The sequence below is a fragment of the Sphingomonas sp. Marseille-Q8236 genome (genome assembly GCF_965112005.1).
In genome coordinates this window covers 2,239,571-2,262,476 of record NZ_CBCOPO010000001.1, presented here as the reverse complement: position 1 = coordinate 2,262,476, position 22,906 = coordinate 2,239,571, and the positions used below count along the sequence as shown (strand labels likewise).

Sequence of the window (22,906 nt, the reverse complement as noted above, 5' to 3'; positions counted from 1 at the left end):
CCAACCGCAAGGCAGCTTTTTGTCACCGTATGCCGTCAGGCAATTGGAGGTCCCTTGAGTTGCACCAGAATCATCGCGCGCTGGGGCTAGCTGCCCGTTCGACCGCCGTTCCCTCCAACCTGGAGCGCGGCATCGACATCGCCAAGCGTCGCCCGGCTGATCCGGTCACGCTCCTTCGCCCGCACGCCGCTGCGCGCGCCGCCCGATTCTTCGTCGAGAAGTTTCCGGGCCGCTCGATGTATGCGGTAAAGGCGAATCCGTCGCCGGATCTGATCCAGATCCTGTGGGACAATGGCATCACCCATTTCGACACCGCGTCCATCGCGGAAGTGCGGATGGTGAAGTCGGTCGTTCCCCAGGCCGTCTGCTGCTTCATGCATCCGGTGAAGTCGGAAGAGGCGATTGCCGAAGCCTATTTCACGCACGGCGTCCGCACCTATTCGCTCGACAGCCTGGAAGAGCTGGACAAGATCGTCCGCGCCACGAACGGCGCGACCGACCTGACCCTGTGCGTCCGCATGCGCGTGTCGTCCGAATATGCCAAGCTGAGCCTGGGATCGAAGTTCGGCGTCAGCCTGGAAGAGTCGAAGGACCTGCTGATCGCGACCCGCCAGGTCGCCGATGCGCTGGGCATCTGCTTCCATGTCGGCAGCCAGACCATGACCCCCGACGCCTATTCGGCGGCGATGGAGCGCGTGCGTGCGGCGATCGTCGCGGCGGCGGTTACGGTCGACGTGATCGATGTCGGCGGTGGCTTCCCCTCGGCCTATCCGGGCATGACCCCGCCGCCGCTGGAGCGTTTCTTCGAGACGATCCACCGCGCGTTCGAGAGCCTGCCGGTGTCCTATTCGGCCGAACTCTGGGCCGAGCCGGGCCGCGCGCTGTGCGCCGAATATTCGTCCGTCGTGGTGCGCGTCGAGCGTCGTCGCGGCAATGAGCTGTACATCAACGACGGCGCCTATGGCGCGCTGTTCGATGCGGCGCATATCGGGTGGAAGTACCCTGTCCAGTTGCTGCGCGAACCGGATTCCGACGCGCGGGACATGGACTTCAGCTTCTGGGGCCCGACCTGCGACGATCTCGACTATATGCAGGGTCCGTTCCCGCTGCCCGTGGATACGAACACCGGCGATTATTTCGAGATCGGCATGCTCGGTGCCTATGGCCAGGCGATGCGGACGCAATTCAACGGCTTCACCTGCCACGAATTCGTCGTGACCGACGATGAGCCGATGTTCTCGGTCTATCGCGACGAGGCCGAGCAGGCGCTGCCTGCCAACGTCGTCAAGCTGTAACCCAGCCCGACTAGCAAACTCTATAACCCTCCCGCTCCGGCGGGAGGGGAATGGGGTGGCATTGCGGGTTCGCCCACGATAAGGCCCCTTCCCATACCGGTCCTGCCGTTTGCGTAGAGCCGGGCCAGCCGGGTTACCGCGTCCCCAATAACGACGGCGGCTTCTCGATGATGATGGAACCATCATGACCGACACGATCAACGACAACCGCAAGGCCGAGCTGCTCTCCAGCGTGGTCGAGCATATCGACATCACCAAGTTCGACGCCCGCCCGATCATCGATTCGATGGGCAAGATGAGCTTCACCAGCCGCGACCTGGCGCGCGCGACCGGCATCTACAACCAGATGCTGGCCGACAAGGACTGCTCGATCTTCCTCGTCATCGCGGGTTCGACCTCGGCCGGCGGCTGCATGGATCTCTATGCCGAGCTGCTGCGCTCGAACATGATCGACGGCGTCGTCGCGACCGGCGCGTCGATCGTCGACATGGATTTCTTCGAGGGCCTGGGCCACAAGCATTACCAGGCGCTGGAAGTGCCGGACGACAACACGCTGCGTTCGCTCTACATCGACCGCATCTACGACACCTATATCGACGAAGAGCAGCTGCAGGACTGCGACCACACGATCGGCAAGATCGCCGACTCGCTGGAGCCCAAGCCCTATTCGAGCCGCGCCTTCATCCGCGAGATGGGCAAGTATCTGGCCGAGCATGGCAAGAAGGAAAACAGCCTGGTCAAGCTCGCCTATGAGCATGACGTGCCGATCTTCTGTCCGGCATTCGTCGACTCGTCGGCCGGCTTCGGACTGGTCAAGCACCAGGTCGAGCGCGCCAAGGAAGGCAAGCCGTACATGGTGCTCGACGCCATTGCCGACTTCCGCGAACTGACCGACATCAAGATCAAGGCGGGCACGACCGGTCTTTTGATGATCGGCGGTGGCGTGCCGAAGAATTTCATCCAAGACACGGTTGTCTGTGCTGAAATCCTGGGCCATGACGACGTCGAGATGCACAAATACGCGGTGCAGATCACGGTGGCTGATGTTCGGGACGGCGCCTGCTCGTCCTCGACGCTGAAGGAAGCGGCGAGCTGGGGCAAGGTCGATACCGCGCTTGAGCAGATGGTGTTTGCGGAAGCGGGCTCGGTCATGCCGCTGCTGGCTTCGGACGCCTATCATCGCGGCCACTGGCGGGAGCGCGTAAAGCGTCGTTGGGGAGCGATTTTCGACTAATGCTGGAATTTGTTGAACGCGAACAGCTGGCTTACATCATCATCGGCGTCGTTCTGATCGCCGGGCTGGCCTTCGCTGTCCCCTATTCCCGGCGACGCAAGCGCGAAAAGCTCCGCCGCCGCGGGATCAAGAAGTACGGGCATTGAAATGAGGGGCGGAACCGCAAAGGTTCCGCCCCTTTTCACTTGCCTGATGCAGGACAGCCCGGCACCCTCCGCACAATAGCGCTCCCATGCGCGACACGGAGGGGAAGAGAGTGATCGATCGACGCACCCTGATCGGGGCGATGGCCGCCGCGCCGCTGGCCACGAATGGCGCCGCGCAAGCCGGTTCCTCCACGACGGCAGGCACGATGACGCCCTGGCCACCCGCCGAGCATTTTTCCCTTTGGCCCGGACGCCCGCCGGGCGCGCTGGCCAAACTGCCCACCCCGAACCCATCGATGAACGGTCCTGCCGGGCAGCAGAATTTGTGGTTGCGGGGCACCGCCGATCCGATCGTCGCGGTCTTTCGCCCCGAACGCCCCGATGGCCGCGCCGTGCTGACCATTCCGGGGGGCGGTTATGGCTTCGTGTCGATCCAGAATGAGGGGATCGATGTCGCCCGAACGCTGAACCCGCATGGCATCACCGTCTTCGCCCTCTCCTATCGCCTGCCGTCCGAGGGGTGGGATCGTCAGGCGGACGTGCCGCTCCAGGATGCGCAGCGCGCGATGCGGCTGATCCGCGCCCAGGCCGGGCGCTATGGCATTGATGCGGCCAATCTGGGTATCGTCGGCTTTTCGGCGGGCGGACATCTCGCCGCATCGCTGACGGTGGGGTATGACGACAAGGTCTATACGGCGCTCGATGCGGCCGATCGTCAATCGGCACGCCCGCGTTTCTCCGGCCTGGTCTATCCGGTCGCGAGCCTGTCGACGCCGACCACCCATGCCGGGTCGCGCGACAATCTGCTTGGCCCCGAACCCGATCCTGCGACCAAGGCGCGTTATGATACGCCGCGTCGGATCGGCGCAAACACACCGCCGCTGTTCCTGGTCCATGCCGTCGATGACGGGCTGGTGTCGATCGACCAGTCAATCGACGTGCTGACCCAGGCTCGCGCCGCGAAAGTGCCGGTCGAGGCGCATTTCTTCGAACGAGGCGGTCACGGCTTCGGTGCCTTGAGTGCGCCCGAAGGGTCGCCCGAACGGCTCTGGCCCGATCTGTTCGATCGCTGGATCAGCCAGACGTTGCGGGGGTGATCCATTGCCTGCTTTCCAATGTAGGAAAACCGTCCCTAGACCGAGCCTGGGGGCGGGTCAGGCGAACAACCGCGTCAGGCTGCGCTCCAGCATCATCATCTGCCACAGCGTCCGGCCATGATCGGCCCGGCCCGATCGGTGGTCGGCGGTCATTCGACCCAGCTCCGCCAACTCGAACCACCCCGTCTCCCGCAGCAGCCCGCTATGCTCCAGACGGGCGGCATCGTCGGCCAAAGCGCCCCGGAACCAGGCGCTGATCGGCGTCACGAACCCCATTTTGGGGCGATAAAGAATGTCGCGCGGCAGATAGGGCTCCAGCGCCTTCTTCATCAGCCATTTGCCTTGTCCGCCCCTCACCCGCATGGCAGCGGGCAGGCGCGCGGCATATTCGACCAACCGGTGGTCGAGCAGCGGCTCCCGCGCCTCCAGTCCCACCGCCATCGAGGTGCGATCGGTCTTGGTCAGGATATCGCCGGGCAGCCATATCTTCAGATCGGCATATTGCGCCCGGTCCATCGCGTCGCGCGCTGGCGCCTGCCGCATCGCCGCGACATAGCGATCCTCGGCCCGGTGTCCGCCCAGCGCCCCCTTTGCCTCCGCCGAGAACAGACGGGCGCGCCATTCGGGACTGGTGACGCCGACGGCACGGGCATAGGCCTCCGCCCCGTCCATGCCGAGCGCCAGCAAGGTCGTCTTCGCACGAAGCGGACGCGGCGCCCAATCGGCCTTGGGACAGAGCCGCCCCAATGTGCCGAACAGCCCGGCGCGCAACTCCGCCGGGAACAGGCCCCGCACCCGTTCCTCCCCCGCATGGAAGACATGCCGGCGATAGCCCGCCAGCGCCTCGTCCGCGCCGTCGCCCGACAGCGCGACCGTGACATGTTCGCGCGCCAGCTGGCACAAGCGATAGGTTGCCAGTGCCGAGGCATCGGCAAAGGGCTCGTCGAAATGCGCGACCAGCGTATCGATCAGCGCGAAATCGTCCGCCCGGACGACGCGCTCGACATGATCGGTGGCAAAACGCCGGGCGATGGTCTGGGCATAGCCGCGCTCGTCATGCCCGGCTTCCTCGAAACCGATGGTGCAGGTGCGCACGGCGCGTGGCGAAGCCTCCGCCATCAACGCGACGACGCCCGAGCTGTCCACGCCCCCCGACAGGAACGCGCCCAGCGGCACATCGGCGACCATCCGGCTGGTGACGCCCTCGCGCATTCGCTGGAGCAGCCCTTCGCCCAGTTGCGCGACCGATCCGTTCTCGCGCTTGGAAAAATCGACGTCCCACCATTGCCGAGGCGTGGGGACGCCCCGCCCCCGCTCGATCAGCAGGAAATGTCCGGCGGCCAGCTTGTGGATTCCGGCAACCATGCTGGCGTCGTCCGGCACATATCCCAGCGCCAGATAATCTTCGACCGCGCGAATGTCGGGGCGGCGGCGGAACAGCGGATGCGCCAGCACCCCCTTCATCTCCGACGCGAAGGCGACCGCGCCGTCGGTCAGCTCCGCCCAGTGCAGCGGCTTCACCCCCAGCCGGTCGCGCGCCAGGAACAATGACCCCGCCCTGGCATCGTGGATGGCGAAGGCGAACATACCGACCAGCCGGTGAAGCATGGACGGGCCCCAATGCCGCCAGCCATGCAGCAGCACTTCGGTATCGCCATCGGTCCGGAACACCGCACCGCGCGCGCGCAATTCCTCACGCAACGCCCGGTAATTATAGATTTCACCGTTGAAGCAGACGGCGACCTCGTCCTCCACCATCGGCTGGGGCGAACCGGCCACGTCGATGATCGACAGCCGCGCATGGGCAAAGCCGACGCCCGGCGCGGTCCATATCCCCTGACCGTCCGGCCCGCGATGCGCCTGCACCCCGATCATCGCGCGCAGGCGGGCGGGGTCGACCGGCTTGGCCGTGGCGGGATGAAAAAGGCCGGCGATCCCGCACATGCGCGGTCAGTGCCGCCCGGTCAGACGGTCGGCAAAGTCCTCGACCGGGCCCAGCGCGTGGACAAAGGCCTGGATTGCGGCGGGATCATCGCCCTCGCTCGCCACATGGATGGCCATGGCGGTCTGGCGTTGGCCGAGCAGCCGGGCCTTCATCGTCTCGATCTTCACGCGTCGCATATCCGGGGTCAGCCTATCGCCGATCCGATACCATGTCGCAACGTCGCGCTGCACCGACCGGCCGTTCGCGCCGGTGGAGATGATCCGCATCGTGTCGCCCCCGGCGATCCGACCCAGATCGGCGACCCGGATCCAGCGATCATCCTCGTGCAGCACGCCGGTCCCGAACGCACCCAGCTTGCCCCCTTCGCGCTGGCGGGAAAAGACGGCGACGGCCAGATCGACCTGATGCCCGTCCCTATCGCTGTAGCTGCGCAGCAGAACCGCGTCCGCGCCGGGATAATAGGGCCGCCACGCGCTGACCTGCGGCGCGGTGGTCCAGCCCGGCACATCGGGCAGTGTCATTCGGCCGGGCAGGATCGCGGTACGCGATCCGGCAAAGCCGCTCCAGCTTGGATAGAGGGCGGTGATCGTCACCGCCAGGATCGCGGCCAGCAGCGGATCGATGCGATGCCCCGGCATGGCGGACAGGCAACGTGGGTCAAAGGCGGGATCGTCGGGCGAGCGATCGAAGAACTGCCACCCGATCGCCAGCACCGCCGCCATGACGGCCGCGAAGAACACCCAGCCGAAGATGATATGATCGACGCCCCCCGCCACCTCGATCGAGGTCTTGTCGGCGGCGAAAATCGTTCCCCAGGCGCGCACGCCATTGGCGAGCACCGGCACGATCAGCGACACGATCAGGAAGACGCCGCGCCGCCACGGCGACTTGAAACACAGATTGGCGACCAGCGTCGCGAAGGCGATCATGGCGAGGACGAATTTCGAACCCGAACAGGCCTCCGCCACCTCGAACCAATAGCGTCCGGCATGGATCAGCACCCCGTCGGCCGAGGCGGGAATGCCGCTCCAGTCGAGCAGCGGCATGACGATCGACACGGTGATCCGCTGAAGCGGCCTTTCGAGTTCCGCGCCGAAGGGCACCAGGAACCACGCATAGGCGAGCGGGAACAGGAGGCCGCGCGCGACCATGGGGCCGAGCAGGGTGAGGACCAGCCCCTCGATCACCGCGACCAGCCCCAATTGCCGGACCAGCGCGACCGTCGCGGATTCGCCCAGCAGCCAGAGCAACCCGCCGCCCGCCACCGCGATCAGGCCGGGCCACCATGCGACCGGGGTCAGTTGCGCCAGTTCGCCGCGACGCTGCCAGATCAGCCAGCCGACGACCGGCCCGATGAACAGGCAATGGCCATAGGTCGTGCTGGTCCACCAGATGTCGACCAGATGCGCCGCGTCGCGCCAGAACAGGAAAAGCACGATCAGCGCGGTCACGCCGAGCAGCGTCAGATGATAGGTCCAGCGCCCCGGCCTCATGCGCTCCGCCAGCGTCACGACAGCATGCCCTTCAACAACAGGTCCAGCGGGGCGAGCCGGGCCGCCCAGTCATAGCGCGCCAGCACCCGCGCGCGGGCGGCCGGATTGTCGGCCGGGCCGGTCAGCGCGGCAATCACCCGGTCGGCGAAGTCGCGGTCCCCCTCCGCCACGGCGATCGTGCCGCCATGGTCGATCCCCTCTGCCGCCGCAATCGAGGCGACCACGGGACGCGCCATCGCCATCGCCTCCAACAGCTTGTTCTGGATGCCGCGCGCCAGATCGAGCGGCGCGACACAGACCCGCGCCCGCGCCAGCCAGATGCGGGTATCGGGGACCTCGCCGGTGACGATCACCCCGTCTCCCGCCAAACGCCGCACCGCCGGGGTCGGCGCGCGTCCGACGATCGCGAAGCGTGCGGACGGACAGCAGGTCCGAACCATCGGCAGGATGCGCGTGGCGAAGCGCGTGACCGCGTCGACATTGGGGCGATAATCCATCTGCCCGGTGAAGACGATCAGCGGTTCTTCCGATTCGTTTCCCACGGCGACTTCGGGATCGTAATGATCGGCATCGATGCCGTTTTCGATCGCGACGATCCGCCCCCGGCCGCCGCTGTCGCGAAACAGCGAGGCCTCGGCTTCGCTGACGAACACCGTCGCTGCGACCTCACTGGCGATGCGGCGCTCGAAATCCCCCAGCCGCCGCGCCTCTCGCGCCAGCATCGCGCGCATCGGCCATCGCGTTTGGCGCGCCAGCGCGGCGAATTTGGCGGAGTCGACATCGACCATGTCCATGATGGTCGGCTCGGGCCCGCGATACTGCGCCATCTGGCCGGAGAAGATATAGCATGCCGCGATCGCGTGATCGGCGCGCACCCCTGCCACCGCGCGCCCCATCCGGGGATGCGCGAAGGCGGGCAGCGAGACCGGCTGCCCCCGGCCCAGCGCCTGAAGGGCCGCGACCGGCATCGGCTTGGTCCGCGGAATGATATGGCAACTGGCGAGCCCATCGCGCAGAGCGGGTGGCGGTTCGAAATCCCCCTCGCCCTCGCCGAACGCGCAGAGATGGACACGCCAGTCCCGCATCAGGTGGCGCAGCACATGATAGCTGCGGATCTTATCGCCCCGGTCGGGCGGGAAAGGCGCGCGGTGCGCCAGGAACAGCAGGTCCTTCACCCCAATCCCCGCGCGATCAGCGGGCCCGCCAGCCGCGCCGCCCAGACGGGCAGGCGTTTCCACACCGCGATCATCAGCGCATATTTGGGATTGAGCGGATTGATCGCGCGCGGGCCATCGACGCTGCGGCTGGCATAGACCAAGGGCCGCCCCTCAAAGCCCCAATTCTTCTTGAACGCCGCCGCGCCGGTGCCGACTTTCGATCGGCCGAAGTCGAAATGACGGCAACCACGCGCGCGGGCATGCCGCATCAGCGCGAAATACATCATGTCATTGGCGCGAAGCCCCCGCGCCGCCTGCGTCCCCCCGCCCCAATAGGGATAGACCGTGCCGCCATGATAAAGGCTCAGCACGCTCGCTACCGCGTCGCCGCCATGCCTTACGGTCAGAATATCGGCATCCAGCCGCGCCACCGCCTCGCGGAACAGGCGTGCGGGAAACACGGGCGTCCCCAGATTGCGGACCGACTCGGCATAGATACGGTAATGTTCGGCCAGCATCGCCGGGTCGCGACCCATGACGATCTCCCAGTCCTGCGACAGCGCCTTGCGGACCTCGGCGCGTTGCTTGCGGGGAATGGCCTTCAACTCGGCCTCGTCATCCGACGCAAGGGGACGGACGAAACCCAGATAGCTTTCGGCGTCCGCCGTCCACCCCTGGGGCACCGGCCCGCCGCGCAACTCGACCGAGCCGATGCGGCGCTCGTCCGCAAGCCTCCAGGCCACCTCCGCCAAGGCATCACCGCCCTGCCCCAGCACACCGCCATCGACCCCGAAGCCGGTCGAGACCATCGCCGCCCCGAACAAGGGCGATCGTATCTCGCTGAGCGGCAGGACGCCGATGATCGCGCCGGTCTCGTCCTCGGCCACCAGATAATGGGCCTTCTGCCGGCAACCCTCGGCCCCCGCCTTCGACCAGCCGGTGCGGTGGAAGGGCGTACCGTCCGGCTGTGCCGCCACGAAAGCATCGATCCGCGCACAGTCCGCCTCGCGCGCCAGATCGGCGACGCGGATCGTCGGCATCGGCGCGGTCATGCCAGCCGCGCCGCTTCCTCGGCCGCGACCTGATCGACCCGGCCCCAGTCATGCCGCGTCAACAGCCCGCGCAGCTTGCCCGCCATTGCCCCCAACCGGCTGTAATGGCGAATGCGCGAGCGCAGCGGCGCATGGGTTACGCGCGGCTGGCCCGGATCGACCTCCCAGGGGTGGAAGTAGAAGATCGCGCCATGCGCATCGCGCTGAACCTGTCCCACCGCGACATCGGTCAGCCTGGCGGGCAGCATTCGGAAGAATCCGCCCCCGGTCGCCAGCCGCCGCCTGCCGAACTGCGCGACCGTCACCGGCAATTCGACCAGATCGGAATCGTCCAATGGCCGCCATGCATAGCGCGGCGATTCGACCCAGCCATAATGGTCGTGACGAAGCGGCGCGACGCTGGAGGAATAGCGGTAACCCGCCTCCGCCAGCACCGGATGCGCCCAAGGGGTCCGCTGGTCGATCGAAAAACTCGGTGCGCGGTATCCGGTGACGGCCTGCCCGCCCGCATCCTCGATCGCGGCCTTGGCGCGGGCGAGGTCGGCGCGGAACTGGTCGGCGGTCATGGTGAAGACGCGTTGATGGTCCCAGCCATGGCTGGCCATCTCATGCCCCGCCGCGACGATGCGGCGGATCAGCGAGGGGTGACGATGCGCGACCCAACCCAGCGTGAAGAAGGTCGCGCGCGTCCCCGTGTCGGCAAACAGCGACAGCACGGCATCGGTATTGGCCTCCACCCGGCTGTCGAGACGATCCCAGTCGCTCTTGTCGATGGTCTTCTCGAACGCGCCCACCTGAAACCATTCCTCGACATCGACCGACATGCCGTTGATCGGCCGTGTCGTCGGCGAAACGCCCTCAGGCGGCATGGCCCCACGCCCCCGGCCGGATGGTGGAGACGTCTTCGCGTCGCGCTTCGCCGGCGCGATTGTCGATTTCCGACCAGTCGACCAACAGGGTCAGGACACGGCGAAGCGCCGCCTCCTGCTGCTCCAGCCGGGCTTCCAGTTGCGCCACCCGGTCTTCCATCGCGGACAGCATCGGGTTCTCGGCGGGCGGCTCGGCAGCCAGTGCGGGCTTCGGCCCGGGGCGGAGCGAAACGGGTTCGGGCGCAGGTGGCGGCGCGACGACGCGGTGGCGGGGCAGTTCGCCTTGCGGCATGGCCGGGGTGCGGACGATCGGATCGGCGGGACGAACCGGCGCGGCGGTATGCACACCCGCGCCGTTGCCGACATGGACGTTCGCGCCGTTCAGCTTGAAGGACTGCATGGTCGGACCGGCAAAGACCGGGCGATCGACAACCGGAGGCGTCGGCGGGACGGGCGGCTCTTCCACCGCAGCCGCCATAGGCCTTCCGCCCAGATCGGCGGCCATGTCGGCGGCAACGCTCTCGACCGTATCCTGGCCGATCAGTTCGATCCCCTCGATCGCCGCCTGCAACAGCACGCGTCCCGCCAGCACGTTCAGGCGACGCGGCACCCCGTTCGACACCGCATAGAGCGCGTCGAAGGCGTCGGCGGCGAAATCGGGGCGGCCGGTCCATCCCGCCACAGCCAGGCGATGCGCGATATAGTCGGGGACTTCCTCCGCCTCCATCGGGTCGAGATGATGGATGGCGATGACCCGCTGGCGAAGCTGCTCGACCGCAGCCGAGCCCAACAGGCGTTCGCGAAATTCGGGCTGTCCGACCAGCAGGATCTGGAGCAGCGCATGGCCCCCCGCCTGGAAATTGGACAGCATGCGCAATTCTTCGAGCGAGGCGAGCGGCAATGCCTGTGCTTCGTCGACGATCAGCAGGATGCGGCGACCGTCACGCGCCACGCCGTTCAACGCGCGTTCGATACCCGACAGCAGCGCCGCCTTGGACAGGCCCTGCGCGTCGACGTTCAACTGCTCGGCCAGGACGCGCAGCAGGTCGTGCGGCTCGACCGCCGTTGATACGACATGCAGCACCTTCAGGCGGCGGGGATCGAGCGTTTCGATCAGATGCCCGACCAGCGTCGTCTTGCCCGCACCGACATCGCCGGTGATGACAATGAAGCCCTCACCCTGCGCCAGACCATAGCCGAGATAGGCCATCGCCTTGCCATGGGTGGCGGTTTCGTACCAGAAACGCGGGTCCGGCGTCAGTTGAAACGGGCGTTCGCCCAGCCCGAAATGGGTCTCGTACATCATCGTGCCTTTCGGCCGGTCAGAATTGATACCGTGCGGCGATCAGGGCCTGCGCCGACAGGGCGTTGGTCAGGTCCCCGACCGTGAAATGGTACAATCCAACCGACGCGGTTGTTCCGAGCCGACCGAAGTTGCGGAAATAGCTGGCGGTCGTACCCAGCGATACCACGTCCTCGGCCCCCGCCAACCTACTGGCATAATAGTTAACGAAGCCATTCACGTTAAGCCCCGAATTCGGACTCAGCGCATGGCCGAAGAAAATCTGCGCGTAGTAGCTTTCGTCCTCCGCGCCATAGACGATGATGCCGGGCGAAGCATCGGGTGCGAACAACCGCCGGCTGGCATAGCCGAGGCCGAAACCGAGGGTGGACCGCCCCCGCGACAGCGACACGGTCGCATCCACGCCGCGCGCACGATAGACTGAGGTCTGCACCGATTGCAGCACGTCGTTCAGGCACCCCCCCGGCGTCGTCCCGGTGGCGGAGAAGACGCAGCCGTTGAATTGCTGCCCAAAGGCGTCGCGCGTTTCGATGAAGTTGGTTGGCAGGTTGGACAGGCCGTTGCGCAACTGGCGGCCAAAGGTCTGGATACCATCGTAGACCGATGCCTGGACCATGACGTCTCGCGACGCCTGATAGCGCGCAAGCCCGGTGACGCTGAGCGACCCGTAACGCTCGCCGACATGCCCCTCCACCGAGGTGCGACGATTGGGACGCCAGATCACGCCCGCATCATAATAGACACCCTGGGTGCGATAGGCGATGCGGCGCGGGCTGTCCGGATCGGTGACGAACCGGCCCCGGGCATCGAGCAGCGGCTGACCGGCGGCGTCCCGCTCGGCATCGCGCTGGCTGGTCTGGATTCGCTCGTAACCGGCTCCGGCAGTCAAGGCGACATAGGGGGAGATCGGCTTGAGCACGTCGCCACGGACGAACCACCCCTCGTAACGCTGCGCCAGTTGCCCCGCATCGTCGCGGTCATAGGCGGCGTTGAACGACAGGCCTACCGGCGCGACAGTCCCCGGCCGTGCCGTCGCGCTGAAGGTCGCAAGCTGGTTCAGGCTGTCGCTGAAATAGTCGAGGCGCGGCTGCCCCGGTGCCAACCCACCGAGGCCCGGCGTATCGGCCCGCGTAAAACCCAGCCGGTAATTGGCGCCGATCTGCACCGGTCCCGCCTGCGTCGCCAGCGAGGGGCCGATATAGGCGGAATAGACTTGCGAGATATTGCCGATGTCACCGACCAGCACGCCCGGGGCCGCCCCACGAATATCGGCGCGCGTCCGGGTCGCCAGCGCGCCGCCGTCGATGCTGAGCTCGTGCGTCAGGCGATAACTGCCGCGCGCCAGCCCGCTATGGATGTCCCCATCCCCGGCGCGGTCGCTCCACCCGATCCGCCGTTCGTAGCGATAGCTGACCTGCCCCTCGGCCCGCATGGTCTGGACGGCGGCGTTCACCCCCGCCGCCAGCGTCGTATAGGTCACGGCGTCGCCGCCATTGAGGTCGGCGCTGAAAAGCTGTCCCACCTCGACATAGGGGGTCAGCCGGGCCCGCGAGCGCGCCGGACGGGTCGCATCGTTGGATGCGGTGCCCTGTGTCCCGTTGCCCGGTGCCCCGTTGCCCCGTACCCCGTTGCCCGGAGCCGGGTCGGTACGGGCCGATCCGACGGAGGCCGCCGCTCCATTCTGTGCCTGCGCCGCAAGCGCGGTCGGCCATGCCGCCACCCCGCACAAGGCGCATGTCGGGATGAAGCGGCCGCGCCTCACAGGGCGCCGTCCTTCCCATATGTCCCGTAGAAGCCGAACCGGCGGCTGCCCGGCACAAAGGCCACGCTGTTCAGAACGAGCTGGATATTCTCACAAGCGTCGAGCAGCGCGACCGCCGCTGAGACTTCGCTTTCCGGGGTTCGGTCGGCGCGCACGACCATCATCACCTGCCCCGCCAGCATCGCCAGCACCGAGGCGGGCGATGCCACCAGCGCGGGCGGCGAGTCGAAAATCACCAGGCGGCGCGGGTTGGCGGACAGCAACCGCTGCACCACGGCGCGCGTCCGCGCCGAAGCGAGCAATTCGGTATCGCTGGCCTTGCGCGTCCCGCACGGCAGGACCGAAAGATGCGGAACATCGGTACGGATCACCAGCGATTCGACATCGATGCTGCTGTCGTCCAGCGCATCGAGCAGCCCCGGCCCCTCCACCAGCCCCAGCCGGGCGAGCACATCGGGCTTCGCGACATCGGCATCGACCAGCAGCACCTCGGTATCGCGCTCGGCCGCCAGCGACAGCGCGAGATTGACCGAACAGAAGGTCTTGCCGTCCTGCGGCCGGGCCGAACAGATCAGGATGACGCGCGCCTTGTCGTCGTCGCCGCCTTCGACCAGCCGCTGGCTGGTGATGATGAGCTGGCGTTTAACCAGCCGGAACTCCTCGGCCAGCGGACCGATCGGCGCGCCGGGCACGATCATCCCATTTTCCGCCAGCATCGCGCGGTCGACCATCGCAATGTCGGAAAAGCCGGGATTATATTCGCTCGCCAGAAATTCCTCATCCCCCGGCTGGGCCAGGAACTCGGCGGGAATGCCGCTGAGCGAGGCGGGGGCTTCGCCCGAGGCCATGGCGGGCGGCGCCGGCTCGGGTTCGTCGGGCGCGATGACCGAAGGCGGCGTCCAAACGGGTGGGGCAGGTTCGGGCGGCGGCGGGGGCACCGGCACGGCCTCTGCCTCGGGCGCATCCTCGACGGCCTTGGGCTCCGGCGCCTCGGAACCGGGGTCGCGGAAATAGGTCCGGAAGTCGTACACATTCGCCGCTCGTTCGAGCAGCGAGGGTTCGCGGCGGGGCTTGGGGTTTTTCACGCTTCCGTTCACGCGGCCATTCCCCGTTGTAATAGCTCGATCGCCAACACCATGACATAGGCGCCACCCAGCGCCGCCGTCCCGCCTAGGAACAGTTTCAGCCGCTGCGCCCGTGCCGTCGCCTGCGACCGCGTCACCACCTCTCCGATCGCACCGATCACCGGCATCCCCATGGTCCGCTGTAGCGATTGTGGCGTGGTGAAGGTCTGGCGCAGCTTCGACAGCGCGAAGGCCGAACCGATGCCCAGGCCGAGCCCGGCGGCGAAGACCATGCTGAGCAGCAGGATGCGATTGGGGGAGGTCGGCGCGCGCGGATAGGTTGGCGGGTCGATCAGCGAGAAGCGCATCGCGTCGGTCTGGTTCTGTGCCTGTCCCCGCAGGGCAACCTGTTCGCGCTGACGAAGCAGCTGGTCGTAACTGTCCTTCAGCACCTGATAGTCGCGGTCGTTCGCCCCTTGCTGTGCCGCCGCTTCGGGATCGCTCGACAGGCTGGCGTTCAGCCGGTCGAGATCGTTCTGCAGTTGCGACTTGCGGATCTTCAGGCTGGCGAGCTGTGCCTGTTTCTCAGCCGCCATCGACTGGAGCGACATGTAAAGCGGATTGGGCTGCCCGCCTGCCGCCGCGCCCGCCGGTTCGGCGCGGACCGCCGCCTGCGCCGCCGCCAGCTGGTTCTTCAGCGCGACGACATCGGGATGGTTTTCGGTATAGCCCCGCGCCCGTGCGTCGGCGAGCTGCCCCTGGATAGTCGCCAGCCGCGCACGGGCGGGACTGACCGCGACGCCGCCCCCGTCGCTGACGCTGCGCGGCGTCCCGGCCAGTTGTCCCTGTACCGCCGCGAAGCTGGACTGGGCGGCGGCGAGATCGCTGTCCACCTGCGCCATTTGCGACCGGGCCAGCCCGATCCGGTCCGCGACCGACCCCGTACCGGGCAGGCCGCCCAGAAACTGGTTCTGGTACTGGGCACGCCGCGCCTCGGCGATCTGAAGCTGTTTCTGGCGATCGGCCAGTTGCTTGTCGAGGAAAGCGAGGCTCTGGTTCGTGTTGTTGCGGTCGCCGACCAGGTTGGATTCGACGAAGATGTCGATCAGCTTCTGCGCCACCTGCTGCGCCAGCTTGGGGCTGCCTTGCGTGACGGTCAGCTGGAAGATGGTGTCCTGCTGGTTCTCGATCTTGATCGCCTGCGCCAGCGACGAGACGCGGGCGGCGACATCGGCATCGCTCGACACGGTGCTGGCGAGGTCGGTGCCACGCACCACCTTTTGCAGGTTGATCGCGGAGATCAGCGTCTGGCGCACCCGATCGACCGAACCCATGTCGTTCGGCTGACCATTGGTCATGCCGTCGGGCAGGATCTGCGAGTTCTGGACCGCGATGCGCGCGCGCGATTCATATTTGCTGGGAATCTGCGCGACGAACAGCCACCCCAGGATGCACACGACCCAGGCCACGGCCAGCGCCAGCCAGCGGCGAATCCATATGGCATGGAGCGCGATGCGGATTTCGTCCTGAATGGTCGACACCGGCGATCGGCCTCAGAACATCGATTCGGGGATGATGATGACGTCGCCCGGTTCCAGCCGGACATTGGCGCTGGAGTCGCCCTTTCTCAGCAGGTCGTTGATCTGCAGCGCATATTCCTGTTGCTTGCCGGTCTCGAGATTGGTGCGCACCAGCTTGGCCTTGTTGCCCGCCGCGAACTGGTTCAGCCCGCCCACCGCGATCATCGCATCGAGCAGCGTCATATTCGCGCGATAGGGGATGGAGGCAGGGCGCTCGGTCGCGCCGACGATCCGCACCTGCTGGCTATAGGTGCCGGAGAAATTCTCGACGATCACCGATACGATCGGATTGGAGACATATTCGGACAACGCCTTTTTCAGATCGTCCTGCAACATCGCGGGCGTCTTGCCGACGGCGGGCATGTCGTTGACCAGTGGCGTGGTGATACGGCCGTCGGGGCGCACCTGCACCTTGGTCGACAGGTCGGGATTGCGCCAGACGAAGATGTTGAGCGTGTCGAGCGGGCCGATCACATATTCCTCGCCCGGCTGCTCCTTGCGCGCGACATAGCCGGCCGAGGGCAGCTCGGACCTGGTCCCGCCCGTGGAACAGGCGGTCAGCGTCGAGGCGGCCATGCCTGCGAGCAGAAGGGGGCGGGCGAACGATGCCATGCGAACAAATCTCCTGAACCTCCCGCCCCGATCGGAGACGAAAGGCAAATTGCGCAGGATCGGCTATGCCCACCAATAGGTGAACATAGGGTTATGCCATTGTGCGCAGGCCCATCTCCTCCGCGGCGGGGGGATGTCCCAGAAACGCGGCAGGGCTGGCCGAGGCTCCATAGGCCCCCGCCAGGAAGATCGCGACGATGTCACCCACCCGTCCCGAAGGCAATGCCACCCGATCGCCCAGCCGGTCGAGCGGGGTGCAGAGCGGGCCGACCACCGATACCGTCTCCACCGGGTCGTCGCCCAACGCATGGGCCAGCGCCAGCGGATAGTTGCGCCGCACCACCGTGCCGAAATTGCCGCTGGCGGCGAGTTGATGGTTGAGCCCGCCGTCGAGGATCAGGAACGTCTCGCCCCCGCTCTCCTTCCGGTCGATCACGCGCGCCAGATACACCCCCGCCTCCGCCACCAGCCAACGGCCGAGTTCGATGGCGAAACGGCTATCGGCCAGGATGGCGGGTCGCGCCGCCAAGGCCTGCTCCAGCGCCTCGCCCACGCGTGCGATGTCGAGCGCGGTGTCGCCCGCAAAGTAAGGCACCCCGAATCCGCCGCCCAGATTGACCAGCGGCGGCGCCTGACCCGCCGCCTCCGCCAGCCGTGCGGCCAGCGCGATCGTCGCCGCCTGCGTATCGATGATCGCCTGGGGGTCGAGCGCCTGGCTGCCCGCATAGATATGAAAGCCGCGCCAGTCCGCCCCCGCCGCGACGATTTGCCGGACCAGCGCGGGCACCCGCTGCGCATCGATGCCGAAGGGCGATGGCCGTCCGCCCATCTTCATCCCCGATCCGCGCAACTCGACATCGGGATTCACCCGGACGGCGAGGCGCGGACGGGTGCCCAACCGTTCGGCAATGGCAAGCGCGCGGCTTGCCTCGCCCTCCGATTCCAGATTGAGCGTGATGCCGCCTTCGATCGCGGCGGCCAGTTCGGCGTCGCGCTTGCCCGGCCCGGCAAAGCTGATCGGCTTGCCCAGCCCCGCCACCTTGGCAAGTTCCCCAGCAGAGGCGACGTCGAACCCGTCCACCAGGTCCGCCATGGCCGCGAGCAGGGGCGGATGAGGATTGGCCTTGATCGCATAATGAAGGTCGATCGACGGAAAGGCCGCGCGGAACCGAGCGACCCGGCCGGCGACGATGGCGGGGTCATAGACGAACAGCGGACCGTCGCGCCCCTGCATCCAATCCTCGGCGCTTCGTCCGGCGATGGTCAGCACCCCTCGCTGTCCGGCGAATTCAGGAGGGATCGGGCCCATCGGCTTCATCGCGTCATATCCTTGTCGCACCCAGCCTCGACCAATGCGCGGCGGAGCGCGGCGCGGTCCAGCTTGCCATTGGCGTTGCGCGGCAGGTCTTCCCGCCAGTCATAGGCTGCGGGCTGCATGAAACCGGGCAGATCCCGCTTCAGCCGCGCGCGCAGGGCAGGTTCCATCGCGGGATCGCCCGCCAGCACCACGACGATCGCCTGCCCCTGCGCTTCGTCGGGAAGGCCGATCGCCACCGCCTCCCGCGCTTCGCCGCCCGCGAGCACCGCCTCCTCGACCTCTTGCGGGCTGATCCGGTTGCCCAACACCTTGATCATCTCGTCATCGCGCCCGACGAAGCGAAGGAGGCCGTCCGCCCCCTCGACCACCGTATCCCCCGACCAAACCGCGCAGGGCCAGCCCGGTGCCGGGCGGAAACGCTGCGCCGTCCGTTCCGCATCACGCCAATAGCCTTGCGCGACCAGCGGCCCGGCATGAACCAGCTCCCCCGGCTCGCCCGGCTCGGCGCGGCTGCCGTCCGGGCGCAACACCATGATCTCTGCAAAGGGGATCGCCCGGCCGATGGAATCGGGATGCGCGTCGATCAGCGCGGGGTCGAGATAGGTCGAGCGGAACGCCTCGGTCAGCCCGTACATCGCATAGAGATCGGCCGCCGGAAAACGATCTCGCAGCCCCCGAACCAGCCGCGGGGTCAGCGCGCCGCCGGAATTGGTCAGACGCCGGATCGGCGCCACCGCTTCCTCGGGCCAGGGGCTCGCCAGCAACTGCGTCCAGAGCGGCGGCACCCCCGCCAGCGTCGTCGCACCGACCCGCGCCACCGCCTTCACCACGTCGCGCGGGGTCAGATAGTCGAGCGGCGCGACCGCACCGCCCGCCACCCAGGTCGAGAAAAGCTGGTTCTGCCCATAGTCGAAGCTGAACGTCAGGACGGCCAGCACCCGGTCGTCCGGCGTCAGCCGCAGATAGTCGGCCACCGCGATCGCCCCGAACCACAAATTGGCATGGCTCAGCATCACACCCTTGGGCCGCCCCGTCGAACCGGAGGTATAAAGGATCGCCGCCAGCGCATCGGGATCGGCGGCGGACCGGGGCAGCGCATCGCCCTCCCCCGCCTCGGTGAACAGCCGCACGCCCTCACCCACATCGCCAGGCTCCAGCGTGGCGGCGCGGGGACCATGGGTCAGCAGCATCGCCGCGCCGCTGTCCGCCAGGATATGCGCGACCTGCGCGCGCTTGAGCAGCGGATTGACCGGCACATGGACCAGCCCGGCGCGCGGCGCGGCAAGCGGCATCAGCGCGGCGACCCGCGTCTTGGGTAGCCAGGTCGCCACCCGCGCGCCGGGCTCGAAACCCTGCATAGCCAACCACCCCGCCAGCCGGGCGACCGCCTGCTCGGCTTCGACAAAGCTCAGGCCGCCGTCCCGCTCGATCAGCGCCGGGGCATCGGGCGCTCCACGCAGGACATGGTCGATCGGATAGGCGGTCGGATCGAGGATCATCGGGCCATCTACAGGGCGGTGGGGGACAAAGTCGAGCGGCGGATGCGGGGTAAGCTTTCGCACGATCAGGGCCGCCCTGCCCACGCCACGGCCGGTTGCCGAAAGCCCCCCGCCGCTTTAACGCAGGTCCGCACGATACAGATAGCAAGGTGACAGGGTTTGGAACTCCAGACGGGTGGGAATGTCGAGGCGACGGTGCGCGGCGTGCTGGCCGATGTGCTGGGGCTGTCGCAGGAGCGCGTAGAGAGCTTCCAGGCCGACACGCCGCTGTTCGGCGCGCTGCCCGAACTGGATTCGATGGCGGTCGCGGGCGTGCTGACAGAGTTGGAGGACCGGCTGGGCATCCTGATCGAGGATGACGAGGTCGATGGCGAAATGCTGGAGACGTTCGGGCAACTCGTCGCCTTCGCCGACACCAAGGCGCGCGCTTGATCGACTATTATGACTGGCCCGGCGGGCGCGAGGCGATGGTGCGCTTCGGCCCCGCGCAAGGACCGGTCGTGTTGGTCGCGCTCCCCTTCTGGGAGGAGGCGAACCGGACGCGCAGCCTGGCGGTGGCGATGCTGCGGCGGCTGGCCGATCATGGCATTGGCGGCGCGCTGCCCGACTGGCCGGGTACGGGCGAAAGCCTGATCGACACCGAACAAGCCAGCCTGATCCAGTGGCGCAATGCGCATGAGGCGGCGGCGGAGGCGCTGGGCGACCGTCCCTGCTACGGCGTGTCGATCCGGGGCGGCACGCTGGTCGATGGCTTCGCGTTGTTGCTGGGGCGCTGGCATCTGGCACCGATGACCGGCGAAGCGGTGCTGCGCGACGTCATCCGCCTGCGCGCGGCGGCAGGATTGCATAGCGACCGCTATGGGCTGTTCGGCGCGGAGTCTCCGGTGCGGATTGCGGGCAATCGCGTCTCGCCGCATTTCCTGGCAGGGCTGGCGGGGGCCGAACCTTACGACCAGCCGGGCGTGCCGCGCCGGGTGGTGCGCCTGGGCCATGACCGCGCACCCGCCGACCGGACGATCGACGCCGTCCCCCCCTGGCGCCGTGCCGAGCCGCAGGAAGACCCCGACCTCGCCGCCACACTGGCGCAGGACATCGCGCAGTGGATCGCTTCGTGCGCAGGCTGATCTCCTTTCCCTGCGACGATACGACGCTGGTCGGGACGCTGGACGAAGGCAGGCGCGACACCGGCCTGCTGATCGTATCCGGCGGAAACGAGCCGCGCATGGGCGCGCATCGCGGGCAGGCGATACTCGCGGCACGGATCGCCGCACGAGGCTTTCCGGTGTTCCGCTTCGACCGACGCGGCGTGGGCGACAGCGAGGGTGCGAATGGCGGCTGGGAGTCGAGCGGCCCCGACATCGCCGCCGCCGTCGAGGCGTTCGTGCACGCGACAGGGGTGGCGCGCGTCATCGGCTTCGGCAATTGCGATGCCGCCACCGCGCTGGCGATGTTCGGCGCGGAGGCGCGACTGAGCGGGATGCTGCTGTCCAATCCCTGGCTGTCCGACGAGCCCGACACCCTGCCCCCCGCCGCTGCGATCCGCCGCCATTATGCCCGCAAGCTGGCCAATCCCGCCGAATGGATGCGGCTGGTGCGCGGTGCGGTCGACCTGACCAAGCTGCGGCAGGGGCTGACCAAGATCGCCGCCTCGCCCGCGCCGCTGAACGAGGCCGCGGCGCCGCTACTCCATGCCATCCATGCCTGGGGTGAGGATGCGGCGATCATCGTGGCGCGTGGCGATGCCACCGGGGTCGCCTTCCGCGCCGCCGCCCGCGGGCACGGCTTTCGCATCGAGACGCTGGCGACGGACTCGCACAGCTATGCCGATGCGCTCGACCAGTTGGAACGGGCGATCCTGAGTCGGCTCGCGGCGTTCGACTCGGACGAAGCGAGCGACGGACGGGACGACCTATCGGAACCGAAAAATATCGACTAACGCGTTTTAAGATAACAGTTTTTACCGGAACGCCTCTCCGCCCCGTTTATTGGTCCGGGCAAGGAGAGACGGTCCATGAACGAACGCCCCACCCCACCACAACCCGAACAGCAGCAGGACATGCCCGGCGAGACGGAGGCGATGACCCCCCGCCCCGATCATGGCGAGCACAGCTATGTCGGCCATGGCAAGCTGACCGACAAGAAAGCGATCATCACCGGTGCGGACAGCGGCATCGGTCGCGCGGTCGCCATCGCCTTCGCCCGTGAAGGCGCGGACGTTGTGATTTCCTACCTCTCGGAAGACGAGGACGCCGCCGAGACCCAGCGGTTGGTCGAACAGGCGGGTCGCAAGGCGCTGCTGATCCCCGGCGACGTCAGCGATCCGGCCCATTGCCGCACCATCGTCGAGCGCGCGGTCCAGACCTTCGGTCGGGTCGACATCCTTGTCAACAATGCCGCGCATCAGGCCACCTTCCAGACGGTGGAGGACATCAGCGACGAGGAATGGGAAGTCACCTTCGCCACCAACATCCATGCGATGTTCTATCTGGTGAAGGCCGCGCTGCCGCACATGGGCGAGGGGTCGTCGATCATCAACACGACCTCGATCAACGCCGACAAGCCCAACCAGCAACTGCTCGCCTATGCGACGACCAAGGGCGCGATCCACAATTTCACCGCAGGACTGGCGCAAATGCTGGCCGAGCGGAACATCCGGGTCAATGCGGTGGCGCCGGGGCCGGTCTGGACCCCGCTGATCCCCTCCACCATGCCGCCCGAGTCGGTGAAGAGCTTCGGCCAGCAGACGCCGATGGGCCGCGCCGCGCAACCCGCCGAACTCGCGCCCCCTTACGTCCTGCTGGCGAGCGGCGAGGCCAGCTACATCAGCGGCGCAACCATCCCCGTCACCGGCGGCACCCCCTTCCTCTGATCCTCAAGCGAAAGGAGCGATGATCCATGGCATCCCTACCCCATGACGTGGTCGCGGCGGTCTTCGTCGCCGGATTGAAGAACGCCCATGCCGTCGAGCATCAGGCCTTGGCGCTGATCGACCGGCAACTCGACCACCTAGCCAACTATCCCGACGTCGCCGACCGGCTTCGGTCGCACCGGGGCGAGACCGAGCAGCAGATCGTCCGGCTGGAGGACATACTCGATGGGTTCAACGAGAGCCGGTCGGTGCTGAAGGACGCCGCGCTGTCCTTCTCGGGCAACATGGCGGCGCTGGGCCACACCTTCGCGCCCGACGAAATCCTGAAGAACAGCTTCGCCAACTTCGCCTTCGAGAATTTCGAGGCGGCCAGTTACAAGTCGCTGATCACCATTGCGGACGTCGGCGGCTTCGCCAGCGCCGCGCCGCTGCTCACCCAGTCGCTGAACGAGGAACTCTCGATGGCGGCCTGGGTGGACGAGAACAATGCCGCGCTGACCCGCCGCTATCTCGAACGCCGGGCCGCCGGCGAAACCGCCAGCCACTAAATCCCGTCGACTCCGCCCGGCCGGCTCGCCGGCCGGAGCGGCCCCCTGTCCCCCCAGAAGCGA

21 protein-coding genes are annotated in these 22,906 nt (G+C 67.3%); 9 read left to right on the top strand and 12 right to left on the bottom strand.

The features are described from left to right. The first annotated feature begins 59 nt into the window (after positions 1-59). From ACWPWT_RS10830 to ACWPWT_RS10815, 4 genes are all read left to right on the top strand, one after another. Positions 60-1,295 (top strand): type III PLP-dependent enzyme, encoded by a 1,236-nt coding sequence (locus tag ACWPWT_RS10830; protein WP_454279637.1) that lies wholly within the window; start codon positions 60-62, stop codon positions 1,293-1,295. A gap of 184 nt (positions 1,296-1,479) precedes the next feature. After that, positions 1,480-2,529 carry a 1,9-bis(guanidino)-5-aza-nonane synthase gene (locus tag ACWPWT_RS10825; protein ID WP_007404219.1) on the top strand — a complete coding sequence of 350 codons (1,050 nt, stop codon included), beginning with the start codon at positions 1,480-1,482 and terminating at the stop codon, positions 2,527-2,529. Next, positions 2,529-2,675 carry a hypothetical protein gene (locus ACWPWT_RS10820; protein ID WP_454279636.1) on the top strand — a complete coding sequence of 49 codons (147 nt, stop codon included), beginning with the start codon at positions 2,529-2,531 and terminating at the stop codon, positions 2,673-2,675. Before ACWPWT_RS10825 ends, ACWPWT_RS10820 begins: the two co-directional genes overlap by 1 nt. Before the next feature lie 110 nt (positions 2,676-2,785). Further along, a complete protein-coding gene (locus tag ACWPWT_RS10815; RefSeq protein ID WP_454279635.1) occupies positions 2,786-3,772 on the top strand; it encodes an alpha/beta hydrolase in 987 nt (328 codons plus the stop codon). A gap of 57 nt (positions 3,773-3,829) precedes the next feature. Here the strand turns inward: ACWPWT_RS10815 and ACWPWT_RS10810 are convergent, their stop codons facing one another. The 12 genes from ACWPWT_RS10810 to ACWPWT_RS10755 all read right to left on the bottom strand — a co-directional run bounded on the left by ACWPWT_RS10810 (position 3,830) and on the right by ACWPWT_RS10755 (position 19,426). Further along, positions 3,830-5,716, bottom strand: a complete 1,887-nt coding sequence (locus tag ACWPWT_RS10810) for an XrtA/PEP-CTERM system amidotransferase (RefSeq protein ID WP_454279634.1) — start codon at positions 5,714-5,716, stop codon at positions 3,830-3,832. A gap of 6 nt (positions 5,717-5,722) precedes the next feature. Next, a complete protein-coding gene (gene xrtA, locus ACWPWT_RS10805; RefSeq protein ID WP_454279633.1) occupies positions 5,723-7,228 on the bottom strand; it encodes an exosortase A in 1,506 nt (501 codons plus the stop codon). Next, positions 7,225-8,385, bottom strand: a complete 1,161-nt coding sequence (locus ACWPWT_RS10800; RefSeq protein ID WP_454279918.1) for a TIGR03087 family PEP-CTERM/XrtA system glycosyltransferase — start codon at positions 8,383-8,385, stop codon at positions 7,225-7,227. The genes xrtA and ACWPWT_RS10800 overlap by 4 nt, the downstream gene beginning before the upstream one ends. Continuing rightward, entirely contained in the window at positions 8,382-9,419 is a 1,038-nt protein-coding gene (locus ACWPWT_RS10795) for a FemAB family XrtA/PEP-CTERM system-associated protein (RefSeq protein ID WP_454279632.1), read from the bottom strand. The genes ACWPWT_RS10800 and ACWPWT_RS10795 overlap by 4 nt, the downstream gene beginning before the upstream one ends. Beyond that, positions 9,416-10,288, bottom strand: coding sequence for an XrtA system polysaccharide deacetylase (locus tag ACWPWT_RS10790; protein WP_454279631.1), 873 nt, complete (start codon positions 10,286-10,288; stop codon positions 9,416-9,418). The genes ACWPWT_RS10795 and ACWPWT_RS10790 overlap by 4 nt, the downstream gene beginning before the upstream one ends. Continuing rightward, complete coding sequence (locus tag ACWPWT_RS10785) at positions 10,278-11,591, bottom strand: ExeA family protein (RefSeq protein WP_454279917.1); 1,314 nt, start codon at positions 11,589-11,591, stop codon at positions 10,278-10,280. The genes ACWPWT_RS10790 and ACWPWT_RS10785 overlap by 11 nt, the downstream gene beginning before the upstream one ends. Positions 11,592-11,610: 19 nt before the next feature. Beyond that, positions 11,611-13,353, bottom strand: a complete 1,743-nt coding sequence (locus ACWPWT_RS10780) for a hypothetical protein (RefSeq protein ID WP_454279630.1) — start codon at positions 13,351-13,353, stop codon at positions 11,611-11,613. After that, the gene (locus ACWPWT_RS10775; RefSeq protein ID WP_454279629.1) at positions 13,350-14,438 is read right to left on the bottom strand and encodes an AAA family ATPase; all 1,089 of its coding nucleotides are present in this window, start codon (positions 14,436-14,438) and stop codon (positions 13,350-13,352) included. Before ACWPWT_RS10775 ends, ACWPWT_RS10780 begins: the two co-directional genes overlap by 4 nt. 8 nt (positions 14,439-14,446) lie before the next feature. Next, a complete protein-coding gene (locus tag ACWPWT_RS10770; protein WP_454279628.1) occupies positions 14,447-15,958 on the bottom strand; it encodes an XrtA system polysaccharide chain length determinant in 1,512 nt (503 codons plus the stop codon). A gap of 12 nt (positions 15,959-15,970) precedes the next feature. Then, entirely contained in the window at positions 15,971-16,609 is a 639-nt protein-coding gene (locus ACWPWT_RS10765) for an XrtA/PEP-CTERM system exopolysaccharide export protein (RefSeq protein WP_454279627.1), read from the bottom strand. 91 nt (positions 16,610-16,700) lie between these two features. Continuing rightward, complete coding sequence (locus tag ACWPWT_RS10760) at positions 16,701-17,927, bottom strand: pyridoxal-dependent decarboxylase, exosortase A system-associated (RefSeq protein WP_454279626.1); 1,227 nt, start codon at positions 17,925-17,927, stop codon at positions 16,701-16,703. After that, a complete protein-coding gene (locus ACWPWT_RS10755; RefSeq protein WP_454279625.1) occupies positions 17,924-19,426 on the bottom strand; it encodes an AMP-binding protein in 1,503 nt (500 codons plus the stop codon). The genes ACWPWT_RS10760 and ACWPWT_RS10755 overlap by 4 nt, the downstream gene beginning before the upstream one ends. A 159-nt stretch (positions 19,427-19,585) precedes the next feature. On the opposite strand from ACWPWT_RS10755, the gene ACWPWT_RS10750 reads away from it, so the two are divergent. From ACWPWT_RS10750 to ACWPWT_RS10730, 5 genes are all read left to right on the top strand, one after another. Continuing rightward, a complete protein-coding gene (locus tag ACWPWT_RS10750) occupies positions 19,586-19,858 on the top strand; it encodes an acyl carrier protein (RefSeq protein WP_454279624.1) in 273 nt (90 codons plus the stop codon). Beyond that, positions 19,855-20,550, top strand: a complete 696-nt coding sequence (locus tag ACWPWT_RS10745) for a hypothetical protein (RefSeq protein WP_454279623.1) — start codon at positions 19,855-19,857, stop codon at positions 20,548-20,550. Before ACWPWT_RS10750 ends, ACWPWT_RS10745 begins: the two co-directional genes overlap by 4 nt. After that, entirely contained in the window at positions 20,526-21,362 is an 837-nt protein-coding gene (locus ACWPWT_RS10740; protein ID WP_454279622.1) for a hydrolase 1, exosortase A system-associated, read from the top strand. The genes ACWPWT_RS10745 and ACWPWT_RS10740 overlap by 25 nt, the downstream gene beginning before the upstream one ends. Before the next feature lie 75 nt (positions 21,363-21,437). Next, the gene (locus ACWPWT_RS10735; protein WP_454279621.1) at positions 21,438-22,295 is read left to right on the top strand and encodes an SDR family oxidoreductase; all 858 of its coding nucleotides are present in this window, start codon (positions 21,438-21,440) and stop codon (positions 22,293-22,295) included. A 26-nt stretch (positions 22,296-22,321) separates the two neighbouring features. Beyond that, on the top strand, positions 22,322-22,843 hold the full coding sequence (locus tag ACWPWT_RS10730) for a ferritin-like domain-containing protein (RefSeq protein ID WP_454279620.1): 522 nt from the start codon (positions 22,322-22,324) through the stop codon (positions 22,841-22,843). Positions 22,844-22,906: the final 63 nt, after the last annotated feature.